We start from the raw sequence: 18,714 nt of genomic DNA, 5'->3' as shown, positions 1-18,714 counted from the left end.
TCTTTTACATCCAGATGCGCAAATTATCCTGTGACTTACTCCGTGGAACGTGGAATCTCATCAATATATTCAAGATATTTCCAGACCCACTCCTCCGTATACTCCCGGGCAGCAACTTCCATGGCATTATTGTAATACTCCTCTTTATCTTCCTCCGGCGCAGTATAATGTTCCGATGCGTTTTTGAAAATATAGGCATCGGCGTACATCCGAAGCGTATGATCGTCCTCATACTGGTCTTCCCAGTTCACACTGTCCGCTACCGCCTGTGTGTATGCATGATTGACCTCATGCAGCAGAATCTCAAGCATTCTCTCTCTAGAATAGTACCATGCCTTGCTCGTAACGCTGATCATCTGGTCTGCTTTGGAGTAGTATCCATCTCTCTCGCTTTCCGCTTCATACTGCTCCACTTCCACCGTTGGCGGCTCAATTCCCCAGTACCGGCTCTCCAGATCAACAAGGGACTGCCATAGTTCCTTTTTCTCCTGATTGTCCAGGGTAATATAGACATCCCCCTGCCACATGCTCAACATACGTCGGTTCTCATTCCATCCCCTGTCACCGTAAATTTCTGTCGACACTTCCTGTACTTTCGTTTCCGCAGGCGTTGTCCTGCTCATACCGTATCTAAGAGTACCCAGAAAGGACAAGGCTATCAGGACTGAAAAGCTTTTGTAGATGATCTTTGTCCACAGGTGGCCTATTTTCCTGCCGTGGTATTTCCGGATTACGACCTGTGTAAGCAAAGTCAGGATGTAAAGGACAAATACCGCCACAAGCAGCTTTGCCTCCCATACCTCCTCCGCCCACCAGCGGAACGTCAGAAGGATCCACGCCGGGGTCATGCCGGCTAAGATCATTCGGAATAACGATTTCTTTTTACTGTAGTCCATGTAAGACATCATGCATCCGGTGAGAATCGTATAGGCAAAAAACAGATACGTTCCTTTCACTACTTTTTCGTGATACACGAAATAGGTAAACAGTTCTTCTGAAAATACCGTGCCAATCACAGTTGATAGGAGTAAAGTTAAATAGGCAGTATGTTTTTTCGCGAACGCATTTGCTCTGAATAACAAGCTTCGAATTTTTTTCATTGGTACTCCCCTCTCATATGATAAGTTACTTTATAATCATGGCCTCAGCGGTTACAATAAGTTCTATGGGAATTGTAGCTATGGTCACTGCTCCATCCCAGTATCTAGCCACCAACAGCCTATTTCTACCGAATAAGGCTAATAACGCGAGGTTTAGGACGGCGCAGTGATCTGGGATAAATCATGATTACATTTTCTTTTATTCTTGCTTTCAATAATAGACTCCTTCCCACTTCCTACGAAACTTGAAATCACAATCACCCTGCTCGCTTTCACTAACTCCAATATTTTAACTCACATCCATTTTTACCATAGTCTAAAATTTATTAAAAAACATATACTAGTAGTTTTCTATTTATTTAATATCATCTATTAATCCATACTCCAAAGCTTCTTTTGCAGTCATCCAATAATCTCTATCAGAGTCTTTTTCAATTACATCTCTGGTTTTTCCAGTTTGGGTTGCCAAAATTGTATACAAGTGCTCTTTTGTTCTTGAAATATGCTTAGCAGCAAGCTCTATCTCTATTGCCTGACCTCGAGTTTCTCCCAATGGTTGATGGAGCATTATTTCTGTGTTTGGAGTAGCATATCTTTTGCCTTTCGTCCCGCAAGCTAATATGAACGCTCCCATAGATGCTGCCATCGCTGTTGCGATAACCTTTATATCTGATTGGCAAGCATTCATACAATCAACAATTGCAAGGCCATCTGTCACAGAACCACCCGGAGAATTAATCATAAGCGTTATATCCTTGCCATTTCCAACAGCATCTAAGTATCTGAGTTGACATATAATCTCTCTTGCTGTGTTTGAATTGATCTCGTCGAACAAATATATTGTTCTATTTTCTTGAAAGTCATATGTAAAAAGATCCATCTGCTCAATACCAGTTTTCGTAACTCTTTTCATATTAGGAATCATCTTCTGTGCCTCCAAACAATTCATCATATAACTCCGAAAATTTTTCCTCTACATCATCTTCAGAGATTTCTTCTTTTGTTACCTTATTAGTATTCTCCGCCTTTTTTTCTGACTTTGAAAATTTTTTCACTTCTTGTGTGTCTGGCTCTTCAAATGAAATTTCTCCCGATATAAGCTTCGAAAATAAATTTTCCGGAGTAAAAACGCAAAGATCCATATCCTCTAAGTTATCATGCCACGGTTCACATTTGTTCGTTGAAGCAAGCATTGGATAAACTTCATAATCCGGTAACTTTGCTGCATACAAATAATCCCCAACAATAACTAATGCATCTTTATATGTTCTTGTCTTTTTCATATGTCTAAGATCATGAACCGAAACTGCCGGAATCATTTTCTGTTCTTTTGACACACAAATAGTACCAGCTTCTTCAGAAACCTGCTTTAATACATCTGCACTACTATTTCCCAAAAAAATATGAGCTTTCATGTTGTACTTAATATTTAGCCAGTCCTTTTCGTATGTTGCTGCCATACCATCATCACTTTGATAAACTATAGTGAAATAAATCTGCCGTGATCTACTGATACTAACTTTGCTCCCAAGGTTGGGAATACGAGTATTCGAACACTCATCTATGATAAAATGGACATCTTTCGGCGCCCCTTCATGCTTATCTCTATATCGATTCGTATATTCATCGATTAATTCTTGATATACTACATCCATCAAGTAAGATGCCACGCAATCCATTCCGGATGTTTCGTCAGGAATAATAAAGAAGAGCGCCATTGGTTTTTGATACATTTCCCTTGGATCAAAGGTCGAAATAGATATCTGTTTCAATAACGCTTCACATACTGCAAATTCCTCAATCAGAGCACTAGCTGAAATAATAACAGAACGCACCGTATTCTCTGCAGCACCAAGAACATTTAACAACTCCCGTACCGGATTATATGGTAAATCTTTTGGCATAATTTCCAATAACATTTCCGCAATCTGTCTTATATAAGTATAATCCATACGAATAAAGGATTTAACAGATGCTAAGTTAAATTTTTCTTCTTCTCCGGCTGAATTTATAAGTATCCTTTTTAAAATGTCTATAATCAAACGATTAAGTCGCTGCCCTTCTTTAGGCCAAAAAGGATCTTTTGCTTGATTGTTTTCCAAAAGATTTCCCAGTAATTTTTCTATATAGACATTGGCTTTTGTTTTTTCTCCCGCTTTCTCAAATCTAATTGCTGGAGCTAAAACATTTAGTCCGTCACCCGAAAAGTCACGTAGATTTACACAATGGACTTCATAGCCATTTGTTTGTAATAGATGAATGATTGCAGGATCAGCATAGAGTTCTCCTTTAGGATCATTTACCACAAAGGAACATCTATCATTTAATACACAACTCAATATTTTCGGTCGAACAACGCAACGTGTTTTTTTGTTTCCAGATTCGCCACTAATACGTACATGTGGTCCGTATCGAAGGCAGTAAAGTTTATGCTGAGTTGAATCATAATAAACTGGTATTCCTGCTGCTATATGCGGATGTTCCTTCGCTTTGAAATCATACACATCGCATATTTTTAATAAATCCTCTGAAGAATCAGATAAAAAACGCTGATTTTCCTCTTGATTTGCATACTGTCGCCAAATAGATTCATAATCATAAAGCTTTTTTTTACTCAAGCTATTCTCTCCTTTCTAAAAGAATCTTTATGTCCTTTGTTACTTCTTTCACACCCTCTCAATATTTTTTCCATTTCTTCGTTATAAAGCATATAAAGACCCGTTGTCCTTACCTCTGTTGCACTCTCAATTAATAGTTGTTCATCAATCCATGTACTTGTTCTAGAAACCGAATTTTCTAATCCTGCAAGTAGTGAATCTAACTGTGATACACCGCCAATTTTTTCTTTATGCTCAATGACCAAATCTGCTATTTTCGTTACTAGCTCTTTGGAAATACGTTTATGTTTCTTACTTATGTACTGTTCTAGTTCTTTTGTATTCTTAAAAATTTGATTAGTCGTTATACAACCTTTTTCAAAATACTTAGAAAGTAGAATGATTAATTCTCTTACATCTTTCTCTTCATATGCTCCAGCTGTGAAAACATATTTTAAATTAAAATACGAGTGTTGATCATGAAGATACATGAAAAAGATATTAAGAAAATCTTCGTGGATTCGATCACCTAAAATCCACTCTTTCAAATTTATGACAACCGTCTTTTCTTGTAATTCATCCGAAAATGGATGATATCGACAGACTTTTTCATAGTTTATAATTCCTTCCCAATTTTCCTGATAGGGAGGTACATATGGTAAACAATAAAAAGACCAAGGCATTTCATCACCATATTTTTCACGGATATACTCTAAAACAATTTTATCGTTGTCTTCAACTCCCGGTGTTAAAATAAGATTAAACTCTTTCATATTCCCCTCCTATGCTGTCATTACTTTTGTTTTTAAGAACTTTCCAACAGAAATCATTTGAAGGAAATAGCAAATATTAAAAAAAAGTCGTTGTTTATCCGTATAAGAAGAATTTAGTCCAACATGTTTTTCACCATTATTATCTACAAACACAATATCACACCCTTTTTTCTTAGCGTTTTTTCCTAAGTAAAGAATAGTTTTCTGTAGATCTATAGAATAACATCCTATGTACTTATTCATAGTCACCCTATCGCCGTTTCCGAAAATACTAAATTCAACTCCAGCATATCTACAAAAATAAACATCACATATGCCTATACGTTTATATTGATACGTTACCCCTAATCGACTTAAAATTATAAATAATAATCTTTTCTTCTCATCCATACTAGTCCACCTCCTCAGACAACGTTGTATAACAATATTTTTCAATCTTTTTTATCCTCTTCTTAGATGCCGGATGACTAGCATACATGATGCCACGAAGTGTTTTGGGTGCACCGTCTTCCACTGAAAATCTGTTTAAAAAGAATGCAAGTTCATTGGCAAAATTCATTTTTGCTGCAAAACGATCCGCACTATACTCCATATTTCGGCTGATTATTCCAACTGTTATCTGATATATAAACAAAGATATATGTTGAAATCCTGTAAAAAAACATCGAATCATCTTACTCAAAACTCCTGTAATAAAAATAGATAAAAATCCACCACATAGCCCCAGAAAACACAATAAAGCAAAAGCAATCCAGAGAAAACCTGTGCTTAGAAATCCCATGATACTCAGGCCAAGGATAATAAGAGTTATATCGCAAAAAAGAATTCTTTTGATGAACGAATCCGCAGCAAGGCAATGCGCGCTTTCATGTGCAAGGACACCGGCAATACTGGCATCATCTAAAGCAAGTAATCCTTTTGTCACTCCAATATGGTTTCGTCCATAAGAATATGCATTTATTCGTTCATCAGGTACCATATACAGCCGAAGATATCTCAAATCTACTCCAGTACTCTTTCCCTGTTCACAAAGTAATTGATATGCAGTCTCAAGCTTGGATTTATAATAAACATCTAAATTTTGAACTGGTATAGCTTGATCTTTTGCAAGACTTACATATTCTCCCAAATATGCGATAATCGCAATAATTGCTGTGATTCCTAGTGCCCATTCTGCTTTGAAGACAGAACAAAATACAAAGAAATTAATTATCACTAGGATACACACCCTGATTAAGCCAAATATTTTTCTCATGATCACTCTCCACATTACAATGTAGTCATTATCTTTCTTCCAGACATGTCCAAAATAATCTGATTCGACTTTAACATTGATAGTAATTCTTTGGAATACAGCGCCTCCTTTACAGGGGCAAGTGTCTGATACCCTTGCGTTTTATTTCTACCCAAAAGTACATCCCAGGGTTTATTACTTGTAATTCTTCGATCTAATGTTTCACTATATGTACTTCTCTGAATATAGACTTCTCCTAACTCATTTTCCAATAATTTTGCACTGGACATATTGTGTCTTCCATATATCTTTATATCACAGCGATTTAGTATTTCTGGCAACACGGAACTTGGTGCAGTAAATATGTCTTTTGATAAAATGTGTAAGTTCACTCTTGAATAAAGTTCTGTGCAAAGATAATGTAACTCTTCTCTACTTCCACAGCCGCTATCAATATAGATCACCGTATTAATGTTACTTTCTTCATCTATCTCAAATTTTAAAAGTTGCATCACCATCTGTTTTAAATTCTGATCTCGTCCTAATCTTCCTGTATGCAAGACAACAGCAGATTTTTGAAGTCCCTTTTCCGTCTGTTTTATAGTTCTTTCCTCAAGAAATGGTTGAAGTAACGGAAATATATTTTCCAAATCCGCCCCTACGGAAGACAATTCACTATACTTACTTAGAAGAAAACACATTTCATCTTTATCGATAAATCCACCTTTTACCATGCCGTCCAATTTTCTTACAACAGACTCATAAGTACTATATCTCGCAAGATCAGATAATGTGAGGTTTGTAGCATTTCCCTCCAATAACCACATATGTTGAATGAGACTAAGGTAAGCCACTACTTTTTGTTTTTCCTTTTCCGTCATCTGAAAAGTTCCCAGTAGTTCTCTCAGTTTAGAAATATCTTGAAGAGTCGTAATATTAAACGGATTATACATAACCACACCAGAAAGCCTATTTATCACCCTGTATCCTTCAGATTTTAGCTTTTCCACTACACCAACAGAGTCTCTTGTGTCATCAATAACCAGCAAAGTATGATTTTCTGAATACGCCCTATGAATAATCTCTTTTAGCAGTACCTCATGAGCTTGTGTTTCTCCTGATACAAGAAACTGTGCCGCCCTTTCTGTTTGTCGCATTGTATGTTCAATATAAGATAAATAATTCACTCCTTCGACCTCCTATTCTCTAATTTTGACTCGATAAGGCCGTTCTGCTTCCACTTTGATATACATTTCTCCAATTCCTAAACTTGCAAAGTCCTGATCTTTCACATATGGCTCTTCTTTCATTTCCACTATCGGTCGATCATATCTGGATAATGGTGTTATTATTTTTTGAACAATATGATTTCCGTAGGCAGCCTTTAAAAGATCCCGTGTTGTAGCATCCATACCTGGATTAAAATTAGCTATTATCGGAAAACCAGCTAATAAAGATCGAATATCATGTTCATTTCCTTCCTCTGCTACTGCAAACAGGCTTTCAAAGCTTTGGGTAGATAGCAATATCTGAGTTCTTTTTCCATTCACATCCCGTCCTAATGTCGCAAGTTTTGCCAACGGGAACTCTCTGGCACGAGTCTTGTCTACTTCGTCTAACACCATCAGTAAATCCCCACCTATAGTTGTCTCACTTCCTAGCATCATATTTGTTATTCTTTTTAAAAAGTACTGCTCCATTATATAGGAAGACTTACTTCCTTCTTCGTGACAAAGGCAAATTCGAGTAACATCATTTTTCCCGGTACTATGAAGGAAGTCCCAAATAGAATCATCCCCTGCTTCTTTGAAAGTTCCTCTTAGCACTCTCACAATCTTCAAAATAAAGATCCAAATGTCGTGCCCACGTTTCGTCAATTTATACTCATTCTGATCTTGAGGATCATAATCGAAGTGTATCTTTAAGAAATTAAGATTAGGCGGATAATTTGCTATGATCCTCAAAATCTTTTCTGGTTCTTCATTCTCAAGGAAACCAAAAGTTTTATCATTAGGAATGTTTTCACTTGTTGAATTGAGCAATGCTACAAAATATCTCTCGATTGATTCTTCAGCTGTAGAAACAAAATAAAGATTTGCTCCTGCACTTTTGTGGTACTCCGAGGCAGCAATTGAAGTGAATTCCTGAATATTCTCCAAATAATTCTCTTCGCCACCAGAACGGAATTCCTTCATAGCATTCCATCTGAACCCCCTCTCTTTTGGATATCCAGTAGAATTCTGACAAATAAACACCCCTCTATCTCCCATCAGTTCATCAAAATCATGTGGTTTTATCTGAAGAATCGCCAATCGAAGATTCGATTCTTCAGATAAACGGTGGCGAATTATTTTTTTGACAAACTGTGTTTTCCCAGTTCCTGTTATTCCCGTTATAAAATAATTCTTTTTTGAAATTGGAATTTTTATTGGTTTATATTCAGGTAAGATATAAGCTGAGATACCACTTTCTGCGTCCCATAAAGGCGTTTTTTTCTCTTCATTCTCTTTTTCAAAATACATTTTCTTTCCCTCCTATGCATCGTCGTCAATCGACGAAAAGCTGTAGTCATCCATTGCACTCATTGTATCTATCTCCACTGAATTTTCATCCACTCCTATCATCGCATCATTTTCTTCTAATGTCTGCATACTGGAAACATCCATTGTCTGCGTTTCCAAAACACTGGACATTTCAAATGTATCTTCATATATAACTTCACCATTCGCTACCGCGAAATCAAAAGTTGCAAGAATCTGATTACGACCACCGTTCACTACAGAATCTACATCCGCTATTAACTGTTGCTCATAAGACATTTTCTCGGTTCCAATTCGTCCGGCCTCGCGAGCTGCAATTTCTCCTGGATGATTAAAGTATGCGTTCCATGAATCATCTTGGATTTCTGAGACACGTGCCCCTAACCCAGCTAATTCATCAGGTGTCATCTGCTGTCTTACTTCCTTAAACAGTACACCTTCAAAGTCTCTTAAATGCGAATGCTCATGTAGTAAAGCTTCAAATGCTTTTTGTAAATCATCATTTTTTTGAAGAACATCAGATTTTATGTACTCAGAGTTCAAAACAATAGTCCCGCCTTCTTGAAAAGCATATACATTTGGTTCAAGTTTCTGCGAGAGAACTTCCGCGGGAATCATATGATCCAGAGCGGCTTTTTTATTCTCCAAAGCCTGGAACTGTTCCAAAATTTCTGCTTCTGACATTTTTGAAACGCCCAGTGTGTTCAAATTACGTTCTGCAAGAGTTCCTGCTTTCAGAGCTTCATATTCTTCTCTTGTCATAACTTTTCCTCTTACTATCGAAACAAACATCGTATTAGCATATAAATACCGGCAACCATGATTACTGCTGGCATTGCTGTGACAATTATTGCTTGAAATATTCCTAGCACACTTGATGTAAAGTCAGATGAGCCAGTAATCTTCTGAATAGTTACTAAAAACAGAACCAGTAAAAACACTGTCTTTAATAAACTAGTTCCTTTTCTCATCTTACTACCTCCTAGTATTCTGCAAGAATTTTCATTCCCTGCTCACTATCACTTGAAAGAAAGGTTACAGTTCTGTTGACAGAGGCTTCATCGCCAAGTCCCAACCCAGTTTTATGAAAAGGTCCAGAGGAGCCAAGTCCTTTTACTGTTATGTTAGAGCCATCAATATTCAATTCATCACAAATAATGGACTTAACTGCCTCTCCCCTTTCTTCACTCAAAGATCTCACATCGCTACTTTCCACATCTATACCCTCATCACCGGCACATCCGCCACAAATAAGTAGTTTGAAATCTCGATTCTTGGACATAAACTCAATCACATACGAAAGTTCTTTTGTTGCTGAATTTTTATCCAAAAATTCGGCTGTATTTGGTTTAAATGCTACTTGTTTCTCACTAAATGTAATTCCTTCGCCCTCTTTAAAAATAGAATTCACCTTATCTTCAGACAAATTTTCTGCAGAAACAACTTTTACAAGTTGGGATGTTACCCCCTCCGTCGGCATACAAGATACTGGCTGATCTGGGAAATTGTAGGTTTCATCCAATGCAAGTCTTTTCTTAAAGGTAACAGATTCAGCCCCCATCCCTTTAAAAAGCTCATCATAGAAAGTCTTTAACTTTTCCACTTCTTCTGAAGATAGTGGGGCTTGGTCTCCCCGAACATCCCCCAAATAGTAAAATACTACACGAATCCCAGACAGATCTATCTTCAATTTGTCTACAAGAGTTGCAACGCTTTGTTCAATATCCATCGTTGAAATCGGGCAATCAATCATATTAATTTCTCCAATCGTGCTAATCCCTGTATGGCAGATTACAAGTGTGTTCGACAGTTCATCTGTCTCTCTTGCTCTGATAGCTCTTACCCCTAAAGTCAATGCTGCAGCCATGTCTGTTTCAGGTGCAGATGGAGTGGCTTCCATAATTCTATTCTCTATGTCAGTCTGCATCGAATTTTGGATTCTTGTAAGCATAGCCTGTGTGTACCCCTTATCTTCAAATGATGGCACTTCTCCCTCATAAATAATAGATGGATTTCCATCAGCGCCGATAATAGTATAGGAACTACCTGCTGCTTTCATAAGACATGCCAATTCATCGATACTGCAATCCATAACAGGGTGGTTATTGCAGTTTCCTAGGATAACGCTTAAATTGGACCTTTCAATCACTTCTGGGTCTTTGCCACATCCTACACATCCCAAAGTAACTATCATGACGATTCCTAATACTATAATTTTTTTTGCGATCTTCTTCATTTTATCCCCTCCTATACTGCCATTTTTTGAATTTTGTTAATATTGTCCCCTTTGTCTTCCTCATGAGTTCCAGAATATGAACTCTCTTCCAACATATTCTCTACTTTTTTTCCTGCCTTTTCGACTGTTTCAGCCGTTCCGATAGACTCCACCCAAGTACGGGTGAACTGTGCCTTTAACCGTTCCGGCAGTATAGATATATGGTTTATAGCCGCCTTACGTTTGTCTTGATCAAGTCTCATAGCTGCTTGATACTCACCTAAAATCGCATCTCGTTCCGTTAATGCGTTCTCTAACTCAAGTTCAAGAACAGACTTTTCTTTCTCTAGCTTCCGTTTCATTTTCACTTTGTCACTATTTCGATTATGATTAAAATGGAAACACAACAAGCCAGTAAATGCAGTCAGAAACGATGTAATCAAAGTAATACCATACTCTGCCATCGTGTAACCGCCTTCTCTCGCAATAAACTGCCCCGATGCAGAAATAGTCCCAAACTGCTGATCCATAGAACCAAATTTGATCATTGGACCTGCAACAACACTCAAACCAAATACTAAAAGATATGCTACCGACAGGATAATACGAGTTCTTTTACTCATAAAGGATTCGTCAGTAGTTGACCAAATATTTCCAAGGGCTGACATACTACAATTTGAAGTAATTGCCATTCCAAAAACGCTTACAAAAAGAAACAATCCTCCCATCGTTACAACACTTTCCAAATACGGATATGTAACAAGGACATCCGAGGCAATTGCAAAAAGATTAATAAGCAATCCCATAGGAATCTCTTTACCAAACACCGTTATTTCATTGTGCACCTTATACTCCTTTAAATGGGCAAGTTCTTCTTGGATTTTCTCCAATTTTGTTTGGGTTTTCTCAATAACACGTTCTACTTTACCAAGACGAGTATTTGTTACATTCTGAATACGAGTACTCTGGTAATCGGCCCATGCACAATCATTTTCAAAATCGGCTTTAATTGGATTCAAAATTTCAGCATCAATGTAGCCATACGCCTCTGTCCCGGAATTGTGTTTATCCATAGACTTCACTAAAGGTTCAAACGTCTTCATGGCTTTCTTACAGAGATTATCTGTATATTCTGGATCGTTATACTTATAGTCATGGGCGATAAAACCAATGGCGTTTGACAAGACAGGTAATTGCGTGTCAACGAATTCCTCATGCAACACCTTTGTTGAATTCCTTTTCTTCTTAAACATATTTCTTACCCTCCTTTATGTAATTTGTTAACATTACATCGTCATTGTCATATGTCTGTCTGTAATCATCAAATACATTAGAATAAGACATTTCTGGGAACTGCTCCACAGATACCTCTTTAAGGCGCATGCCATGACTATAAGTGGCAAAACGTGTCTTGAACTCCTCTGCGACGGCTTCAAGTTCTTTCTTCAGAGTGTATTCACACGTTTTTATCGATTTTTCAAGTTCAATCAACTTACTAAGAATTTCAGTGTGTTTCTGGTATAGTATATTTAGTTTCTTTCCAGCTGCTTCGCACTCTCTTGGCGTAGCACCCTCAGTACATATACTTTTTATCTCATCACATATTCTCATATCATCTTTAATGAGCTGAGCTGCTTTAATTCTTGCAGGTGCCAAAAAATTTCCTAACATTCCAACCCTGCGTTTGCAATAACTCTTATAGTTTGCCATCTGCCACGCAGTATATTTTGATCTAACATCTCCCCTTTCATCATCTATACATACATCTCGCCAAATATTGGCGTCAAAAAAACCCAAACATCCAACTAGAAACTTAGGTGTAGCAAGCCCGCGAGGTTTAAGTCCTTTAGGAAAAAGCTTTTCACTCTTTCCAACAATATTTGTTACAAGATCTACATTTTTCTTACTCATAATGCTTTCCTCCTTTTACGCCACTTCAAGTTCTTCCAATGCAGAACGTCTATATGATTTCATCAAGCACTTGGCGATTGTGTGATCGCGTCTGGGATTGCTATTATAACTGTGATATTTTCGCAACTCAGTTTCTGAGCGGCCATTGCGAAAGTAGTCATACACTCCTTTGTGATATTTTTCGCTGAAAAGATATGCTTGTCCAGCATCGCAATGTAAATAGAAATGAATATAATTGTTACTTTTTTTAATAGTAATTTTGTTCTTCATGATAATTCCTCCTCGCTTTTGTTTATGTCTAAATTTTACTATAGCCTTTATAATATGCACACTAACCACGAATATACAAGAAGGGCATGTGCATAAAGCACATACCCTTTAATCATATTCGATATTCTGTTTAACAGTGAAAGATCTATCTGGTCCTCTTCGTTATCGCGTCCACGATCTTCGATTCCGAGGACCAGATAATCCATCGAGCACTCATATAGCTCGGCAAGCTTGGCGAGATGTGGTGGTGTGGGCCAGTTTTTACCACTTTCCCACTTGTAAACCGTCAAACGGCTTACATCCATGATCTGTGCAAGCCCTTCTTGAGTGAGATTGTTATCACATCTCAGTTTTCCGAGGCGCTCTCCAACTATTTTACGGGTTACTTCTACCGTCTGACTTTTAATTGTTCTTTTCATACATTCTTCCTCCTTACTTATATGCCCCTCGTATATCCATTGGATTACAAGGATTAAAAAAAAGAAATCGTAAGATTGTATGAAGTAGAATCCCGTTTAGTTGTAACTAAATTATAATATAACTTTGAATATAATACAAGACTTACTGAGCAAACGAAAGTACATTGTATACCAACAGTATACTATTGTAAAATCACTTTTATCCCATTCCTTAGTACATTATACATACTAAACATACATAAAAGTCATTTTATTCCTTATTATGCTTAGTATTGTTTCATCGTCAAGTTCTTGATATTCTTCATCCACTTTGCGCATAGCTATTATCAATTTTTTTAATGCACTTTTTTCAAAATCATCTTCTTTAAACTTTTTATAACACTCATATTTTCCGTAGGCAATGATTACTTCTATAGTTGCGCCACTATTAGGAATTGATGTTTCAATCTTTTCTACACATTTTTTTGCATATTCAAAGTCATTTCTGGAAAATGCGATAAATGCCATATATTTATATGTAATCTCCGTTGGATGATTATATAATAGCAGGTTCTCTGTATCAAGCACATTCTTAAGTTTTCTATACAATTCTGAATTAACTTCGTCAAGATGGAACAAATATATACCTCGAATAAAAACGTATAACCCAAATCGTAGAGCAATCTTTCCTCTCTCAGATTTTCCCTCACGCACAAGATAATCCAGCTGTTCTTTAAGGGTGTTATACCCGCCAAAATAATCAATTGCCATTGCATCATAGCTTTCTTTTTCCCCTTGATCCAGAAAAAAATGTAAAAGATATGACATTGTAATCAATTGGTTGCTCGGATCATCTTTCATAATTTCTAATGCTGACAAAAAGATCTCTTTAGCTGACGGATCTCGTAGAAAAGCTAACACTTGCCCTTTCTGCGAAAGACATTTTGCATAGTGCAAGGATTCTTTGAATTTTTCTCCAAAGATTTCCTCTTTCATATCATTTAAAACTTTCTGATAAGTAATATTCGTTTCTGCAATTTCTAAAGCTTCTTCAAAATGAAATGTATCATTCAAAAATGTACTTCTTTTATTTCTAGTTGCAATAAAACGCTCCATTCGAATGTAAAATGCATAAGATTCACATTTCTCGTAGCATTCTCTTGACCTTTTACTATCCCCTATATGAGTAAATATAGATACACCTGCATCATACAGGTCATAAAAACAATCTAAATTTTTTTCCTCTTTATGCCTTTCATCTTCTGCGAGATCTGCTAAATGCTGATAAACATATAATAATTTATCTGTATGTACATTTGTTTTCTGTGTTGCCTCATAAAGCTTATGTACAGCTTCGACTACTGCTTCCCATTCATTCTCCTTTTTAATATCTAATATAAGCTTTTTTATCCAAGTCTTTACGTAATAATTTACCGCAGATCCATTTAGTTTCGTCAAATCATAGGCATATGACAATGCTTCATAATAATTTTTATGTTCAAATTCCGTATAAGCCTTTTTATACACCTCATCCGTTTTATCATAGGTAAATAAAAGATTAGTAACTCCTGGATTTAAATTTATTACACGCTCTGCAATCAAGTTAGTCCATTCATTTTTAGTGTTTTCTCCAATATTAAAAGACAAATACGAACAGATCGAATCTGCAAGGTACAAAAATTCCATCTGATTATATGTTTCGCCAGAGTATACAATAGAACGACTGCTGAGCCATTCAACTTCAATGTCTGTTTTTCCAGTACTAAGCATCTCTCGTTCTAAAGCTGTTCTATACATATAAGGATTTGTAAGTATGTATTCATTTTTATCCCCATTATTATGATTTGGATCTTCGCAAATATAAATGCCAAGAGTCTTGAATCTTCTGTTTAATTCCTCATCATTCTGTTTTACCAACACCCTTCTTGTCGCCAAATCCACATTCACTTTATCTATATGGGTAATGACTGGATTATGGAATATCACACGTTCCACAACATCTTCCGCCATATGCAAATAAAGATTTGCTGCATAATTATCCTTTGCCAATTTTGATACACTTTCGTTTAAAAGTTCTCTTTTACCTCCATCATTACGAAGAAGACAATAGATATAGTACTGACCTTTCCGTTTTTCACGAAGAAGATCAGTATCTTCAAATGTTCCTTTTTCAAAGAATTCTTTTAAAGTTTCACTGATTTTTGCCTTTGTTTTCGCTTCCTGAAGTCTATTGTTTCCATTTCTATGCAAGTCTTTTGGAAATTTTGTCCCGACACTGCTGCATACTTTTTTATAATAAGATTTTAACCTTTTAATTTCCTTTGCTTTTTCTCCTACAATTCCCTTATCATCATATATAATACCACCGATAAAGACCGGTTCCGTTTCCAACTTATTTTGAATATTTTCAAAATCACCCTGTTCATCTAAAGTAATGGTCAGCATATCCTTTTCTCCTATTCCCCATAATATCAGGCGTTTGCGAAACGCCACAAGCCACATAAATACGGTATTTTTTGTTTCTGAAAATAACTCTTCACCGGATATGGTATAATAAAGTTGATAAAGACTATAAAGCACCATCCACGAAAAGAGTTATCCTAATATTGACAATATCAGGATACCATATAAACGGTATTGATTGTCAAATAAATTTGGTAATTCTAACCATCTTCCTATTTCCATATTCATTTCCTTGCTGTTCTAACATATGTTCGATCAGCAGGGTTTCTTTTTCCCTTATCCAAAATCGGAATTTCCGTAAACGCCAAATAGCAAGTACCTTGACATTTTTCGGCGGCTGCTCTGCAGCCGCCTGTTTTTAAACTTTGCGAATTTCTGCCGGAAGTTTTTCTGACCATGGAAGAAGATTTTCCAGAAAGGAATAATCCGTATCCTCCATGTGTTGTGGAATCTCTTCCAGGAGATACTGCACATAATCAAAAGGCTTCAACTGATTGGCTTTTGCAGTTTCCACAATACTGTAAATGATCGCGGATGTCCTGGCCCCATTGATCGTATCTATCATCTGCCAGTTTTTCTTCCCGATACAAAAGCCACGGATCGCTCTTTCCGATGCATTGTTATCTATCGGGACATCCCCGTCCGTGAGAAATACCCGAAGATATTTTTCCTGATTCAGAGCATAACCAACGGCATCTCCAAATTTATCCTTTTTGGATACCTTCATGGTTTTCAGATACGCAAAAAAAGCATCCACAAGTGGCTTGATCACCGCCTGCCGCTGCTGAAGCCTTTCATTAGATGAAAGGCTGTTCAGTTTCCCTTCTTCCCGGTAGATCGCCTGAATCTGTTTCATCAGAAGAAATGCTTCGGATTCCTTTTGGCTGGATTTGTTGATGACCTTCAAAGCTTCATCAAATCTACGGCGGCAATGTACCCAGCATCCGGCAATTCTCAGTTCCTCCAACTCGTTTTTGTTTATGAGCGAGGTCAATTCCTCGTAATTGGCGCGGCACTTCCTTAAAATCATCATTGTCAGACAATTATAATTACTCATTCATGCCTTGATTACCATTATCGATACATTACCGTAAAATCAAGGATTTCAACCGCGATAGCGGCGCGAATGCGTCCTTGATTTTTCGGAAATGTATTGATATTCTTTGAAATTGCATGAATATACAACGCTGATTTTAGGGAATCATAACGATGAAAATGGGGAAAATTGCTCGCCAAAAAACAGATCACACCGATGCAGGAATGGGGAAGGGACAGCCGTCCCCTGACGTTCCTGGATACCGGCGTGGTGGCGGAAGCATTCCTCCACCACGAGACCCGTCTGGTAGACAAAGGCGCATGTATCAGCTTCCAGGGCAGGAAGTATGAAACGAAGCCTTCCCTGATCGGCTGCAAAGTGGAGATTTCCTACGACCCGATGGCGCTGGAAGTGATCCGGGTATCCTATCCTGGGATCCCGCCTTTTGAGGCCGGGCCGGTAAAGATCGGGGAATTCTGCTCCAAAACTCCGGCGCTGCCGGTCTCCATGCAGGAGCAGGAAACGGAAGCTTCCCGGTTCCTTTCCGCGTTGGAGAAGAAACATGCACAGAGCAGACAGCAGGTAGCTGACGCGATCTCCTTCGGCCAGTACAGGAAGGATGGTGGCAGCGATGTATGAAACATTTTTCCAGATGGAGCATACTCCCTTTTCCAGGAACACACCGGTTGCCGACCTTTATGAGTCGCCTGCCATGGCGGATACCCTAGGGAGACTCGCCTATGCGGCAGACCGCCAGCTCTTTGCAATAGTCACTGCAGATGCCGGATGTGGAAAGTCTACATTGATCCGCCGTTTTGTGACCAGCCTGCCCAAAGAGGAATACCTGTTCCTGTATCTGTCGGATTCCAAGCTGACCCCGCGGTGGTTCTATAAAGGGATGCTGGACCAGCTGGGGATCGAGTCAAAGTTTTACCGCGGTGACGCAAAGCGGCAGCTCCAGAAGGAAGTGGAGATCATCCGCGGCGTCCAGAAAAAGAAAGTGGTCTGTATCCTGGACGAGGCACATCTTCTGGAGAAGGAGACCATTGAGGAATTCCGCTTTCTGCTGAATTACCGCTTTGATTCTATCAGCCCGATGGCGCTTGTCCTTGTCGGGCAGACGGAACTGTGGGATAAACTCCGAATGCAGCGCTATGCGGCAGTCCGGCAGAGGATCGATATCAACTGTGTCCTTCCCCATCTGGACCGTGCGGAAACCGAACGATACATCCAGTCCCATCTGGCTTATGCCGGCGGCAGGCAGGACATCTTTACGGAGAAAGCCCTGGATGATATCTATAAGGAGTCCACAGGAATCCAGCGCCGGATCAACCGGATCTGTGAAAAGAGCCTGATGTATGCCAGCCAGCAGGGGAAGCGCCTGATCGATGAACACCTTGTCCGCTACATCATTGAACATGAGATGCTGGGAGGTGACACACGATGATCACATTTACCTGTAAAGGGAAGGGATGCTCGCCCCGGCAATGGGAAGGCAGCCTTGAGATCCTGCAGAGAGGGAATCCATGTGAGGCAGAACTCTGTGCCAAGGGAAGCCGCTTCCACCTGATCGTAGGAAAGCATTCCTACGGGAACTATCTCTGTATCCCCAACTGGGATGTTGGTACAGAACTCTCATCACTGACAGATCTCTTCTGGAATGAGGAACGCCTCCGGCATTACAGCCGAATGAAAAAGGCAGATGCCTGTACCATCGTATCGGCGCTTAAAGTGCTGGCAGAGCATGAATGTATGAACTAATTCCTTTCGTGATGGGGCGGACAGCCGCCCCATCAAAGGGAACATTCCATGACAGATATCCTGGCAATCTCATGACAGCATGACAGAGCGAGATCATGACAACCCAGGAGAGCATTAACAACTCACCTCCTGTAGTCCTGGTCAAAAAAGTTGAGTACTAAACTTTTTTGACTTTCTAGTGATGAGTCTATTATCTCACATATGGTGGTTTTGAAAAGGTACCTGATATTTGGCGTTTACGAATTTCCTGGTAAAGTACAAAAAAATAGAGGCTCTACGACATTTTTAATGTCGAAAAACCTCTTTTCTGATTAACACCTGATATTATGTATAAATTCCAGTAATGCCATTACCTGATCAGTTCATTCAGCAAATCTTTATCACAAATTGTTCTCTTTTCACATGATAAATCTGCA

20 protein-coding genes are annotated in these 18,714 nt (G+C 38.4%); 3 read left to right on the top strand and 17 right to left on the bottom strand.

The features are described from left to right. Positions 1 to 35 precede the first annotated feature (35 nt). From B5G11_RS09970 to B5G11_RS09890, 17 genes are all read right to left on the bottom strand, one after another. The gene (locus B5G11_RS09970; protein ID WP_158099255.1) at positions 36 to 1,016 is read right to left on the bottom strand and encodes a hypothetical protein; all 981 of its coding nucleotides are present in this window, start codon (positions 1,014 to 1,016) and stop codon (positions 36 to 38) included. A gap of 439 nt (positions 1,017 to 1,455) precedes the next feature. Then, positions 1,456 to 2,013, bottom strand: a complete 558-nt coding sequence (locus B5G11_RS09965) for an ATP-dependent Clp protease proteolytic subunit (protein ID WP_242959026.1) — start codon at positions 2,011 to 2,013, stop codon at positions 1,456 to 1,458. A 1-nt stretch (position 2,014) separates the two neighbouring features. After that, positions 2,015 to 3,718 carry a type IV secretory system conjugative DNA transfer family protein gene (locus B5G11_RS09960; RefSeq protein ID WP_087253258.1) on the bottom strand — a complete coding sequence of 568 codons (1,704 nt, stop codon included), beginning with the start codon at positions 3,716 to 3,718 and terminating at the stop codon, positions 2,015 to 2,017. Beyond that, positions 3,715 to 4,470, bottom strand: a complete 756-nt coding sequence (locus B5G11_RS09955; protein WP_087253256.1) for a hypothetical protein — start codon at positions 4,468 to 4,470, stop codon at positions 3,715 to 3,717. The genes B5G11_RS09960 and B5G11_RS09955 overlap by 4 nt, the downstream gene beginning before the upstream one ends. A gap of 9 nt (positions 4,471 to 4,479) precedes the next feature. Further along, positions 4,480 to 4,860, bottom strand: a complete 381-nt coding sequence (locus tag B5G11_RS09950; RefSeq protein ID WP_087253255.1) for a hypothetical protein — start codon at positions 4,858 to 4,860, stop codon at positions 4,480 to 4,482. 1 nt (position 4,861) lies between these two features. Continuing rightward, positions 4,862 to 5,725 carry a M48 family metalloprotease gene (locus B5G11_RS09945; RefSeq protein ID WP_158099254.1) on the bottom strand — a complete coding sequence of 288 codons (864 nt, stop codon included), beginning with the start codon at positions 5,723 to 5,725 and terminating at the stop codon, positions 4,862 to 4,864. 14 nt (positions 5,726 to 5,739) lie between these two features. After that, positions 5,740 to 6,891, bottom strand: a complete 1,152-nt coding sequence (locus tag B5G11_RS09940; RefSeq protein ID WP_087253250.1) for a hypothetical protein — start codon at positions 6,889 to 6,891, stop codon at positions 5,740 to 5,742. Positions 6,892 to 6,903: 12 nt separating this feature from the next. Further along, positions 6,904 to 8,226 carry a hypothetical protein gene (locus B5G11_RS09935; RefSeq protein ID WP_087253248.1) on the bottom strand — a complete coding sequence of 441 codons (1,323 nt, stop codon included), beginning with the start codon at positions 8,224 to 8,226 and terminating at the stop codon, positions 6,904 to 6,906. Between the two features lie 12 nt (positions 8,227 to 8,238). Beyond that, on the bottom strand, positions 8,239 to 9,006 hold the full coding sequence (locus B5G11_RS09930; protein ID WP_087253246.1) for a hypothetical protein: 768 nt from the start codon (positions 9,004 to 9,006) through the stop codon (positions 8,239 to 8,241). 14 nt (positions 9,007 to 9,020) lie between these two features. Beyond that, complete coding sequence (locus B5G11_RS09925; RefSeq protein WP_087253244.1) at positions 9,021 to 9,215, bottom strand: hypothetical protein; 195 nt, start codon at positions 9,213 to 9,215, stop codon at positions 9,021 to 9,023. 11 nt (positions 9,216 to 9,226) lie between these two features. Continuing rightward, on the bottom strand, positions 9,227 to 10,480 hold the full coding sequence (locus tag B5G11_RS09920; protein WP_087253242.1) for a hypothetical protein: 1,254 nt from the start codon (positions 10,478 to 10,480) through the stop codon (positions 9,227 to 9,229). An 11-nt stretch (positions 10,481 to 10,491) separates the two neighbouring features. Further along, positions 10,492 to 11,712, bottom strand: coding sequence for a hypothetical protein (locus tag B5G11_RS09915; protein WP_087253240.1), 1,221 nt, complete (start codon positions 11,710 to 11,712; stop codon positions 10,492 to 10,494). Continuing rightward, positions 11,705 to 12,370, bottom strand: coding sequence for a hypothetical protein (locus B5G11_RS09910; protein ID WP_087253237.1), 666 nt, complete (start codon positions 12,368 to 12,370; stop codon positions 11,705 to 11,707). The genes B5G11_RS09915 and B5G11_RS09910 overlap by 8 nt, the downstream gene beginning before the upstream one ends. Before the next feature lie 15 nt (positions 12,371 to 12,385). After that, complete coding sequence (locus tag B5G11_RS09905) at positions 12,386 to 12,640, bottom strand: hypothetical protein (RefSeq protein ID WP_087253236.1); 255 nt, start codon at positions 12,638 to 12,640, stop codon at positions 12,386 to 12,388. 47 nt (positions 12,641 to 12,687) lie between these two features. Continuing rightward, positions 12,688 to 13,059: a helix-turn-helix transcriptional regulator gene (locus B5G11_RS09900; RefSeq protein ID WP_087253234.1), complete on the bottom strand. Its 372-nt coding sequence runs from the start codon at positions 13,057 to 13,059 to the stop codon at positions 12,688 to 12,690. Between the two features lie 228 nt (positions 13,060 to 13,287). Then, positions 13,288 to 15,621, bottom strand: a complete 2,334-nt coding sequence (locus B5G11_RS09895) for a hypothetical protein (protein ID WP_144289684.1) — start codon at positions 15,619 to 15,621, stop codon at positions 13,288 to 13,290. A 238-nt stretch (positions 15,622 to 15,859) separates the two neighbouring features. Next, positions 15,860 to 16,468, bottom strand: coding sequence for a transposase (locus tag B5G11_RS09890; protein ID WP_343215499.1), 609 nt, complete (start codon positions 16,466 to 16,468; stop codon positions 15,860 to 15,862). Positions 16,469 to 16,726: 258 nt separating this feature from the next. Here B5G11_RS09890 and B5G11_RS09885 point away from each other — a divergent pair, with 258 nt between their 5' ends. From B5G11_RS09885 to B5G11_RS09875, 3 genes are read left to right on the top strand one after another with little or no spacing between them, the layout of a single operon-like run. Continuing rightward, a complete protein-coding gene (locus tag B5G11_RS09885) occupies positions 16,727 to 17,176 on the top strand; it encodes a Mu transposase C-terminal domain-containing protein (protein ID WP_144289683.1) in 450 nt (149 codons plus the stop codon). Then, complete coding sequence (locus B5G11_RS09880) at positions 17,169 to 17,984, top strand: AAA family ATPase (RefSeq protein WP_087253226.1); 816 nt, start codon at positions 17,169 to 17,171, stop codon at positions 17,982 to 17,984. The genes B5G11_RS09885 and B5G11_RS09880 overlap by 8 nt, the downstream gene beginning before the upstream one ends. Continuing rightward, positions 17,981 to 18,298 (top strand): DUF6618 family protein, encoded by a 318-nt coding sequence (locus B5G11_RS09875; protein WP_242959025.1) that lies wholly within the window; start codon positions 17,981 to 17,983, stop codon positions 18,296 to 18,298. Before B5G11_RS09880 ends, B5G11_RS09875 begins: the two co-directional genes overlap by 4 nt. The last annotated feature ends 416 nt before the right edge of the window (positions 18,299 to 18,714 follow it).

Source organism: Drancourtella sp. An57 (genome assembly GCF_002161525.1).
Lineage (GTDB): Bacteria > Bacillota > Clostridia > Lachnospirales > Lachnospiraceae > Sellimonas > Sellimonas catena.
The sequence above is the reverse complement of the archived record's forward strand: the minus strand, read 5'-3'. Positions and strand labels throughout refer to the sequence as shown.

Coding starts and splice junctions, on each gene's coding strand:
- B5G11_RS09965 (WP_242959026.1), bottom strand. CDS start 2,013: ATGAAAAGAGTTACGAAAACTGGTATTGAGCAGATGGATCTTTTTACA.
- B5G11_RS09955 (WP_087253256.1), bottom strand. CDS start 4,470: ATGAAAGAGTTTAATCTTATTTTAACACCGGGAGTTGAAGACAACGAT.
- B5G11_RS09950 (WP_087253255.1), bottom strand. CDS start 4,860: ATGGATGAGAAGAAAAGATTATTATTTATAATTTTAAGTCGATTAGGG.
- B5G11_RS09945 (WP_158099254.1), bottom strand. CDS start 5,725: ATGAGAAAAATATTTGGCTTAATCAGGGTGTGTATCCTAGTGATAATT.
- B5G11_RS09935 (WP_087253248.1), bottom strand. CDS start 8,226: ATGTATTTTGAAAAAGAGAATGAAGAGAAAAAAACGCCTTTATGGGAC.
- B5G11_RS09930 (WP_087253246.1), bottom strand. CDS start 9,006: ATGACAAGAGAAGAATATGAAGCTCTGAAAGCAGGAACTCTTGCAGAA.
- B5G11_RS09925 (WP_087253244.1), bottom strand. CDS start 9,215: ATGAGAAAAGGAACTAGTTTATTAAAGACAGTGTTTTTACTGGTTCTG.
- B5G11_RS09920 (WP_087253242.1), bottom strand. CDS start 10,480: ATGAAGAAGATCGCAAAAAAAATTATAGTATTAGGAATCGTCATGATA.
- B5G11_RS09915 (WP_087253240.1), bottom strand. CDS start 11,712: ATGTTTAAGAAGAAAAGGAATTCAACAAAGGTGTTGCATGAGGAATTC.
- B5G11_RS09910 (WP_087253237.1), bottom strand. CDS start 12,370: ATGAGTAAGAAAAATGTAGATCTTGTAACAAATATTGTTGGAAAGAGT.
- B5G11_RS09905 (WP_087253236.1), bottom strand. CDS start 12,640: ATGAAGAACAAAATTACTATTAAAAAAAGTAACAATTATATTCATTTC.
- B5G11_RS09900 (WP_087253234.1), bottom strand. CDS start 13,059: ATGAAAAGAACAATTAAAAGTCAGACGGTAGAAGTAACCCGTAAAATA.
- B5G11_RS09895 (WP_144289684.1), bottom strand. CDS start 15,621: ATGGTGCTTTATAGTCTTTATCAACTTTATTATACCATATCCGGTGAA.
- B5G11_RS09880 (WP_087253226.1), top strand. CDS start 17,169: ATGTATGAAACATTTTTCCAGATGGAGCATACTCCCTTTTCCAGGAAC.
- B5G11_RS09875 (WP_242959025.1), top strand. CDS start 17,981: ATGATCACATTTACCTGTAAAGGGAAGGGATGCTCGCCCCGGCAATGG.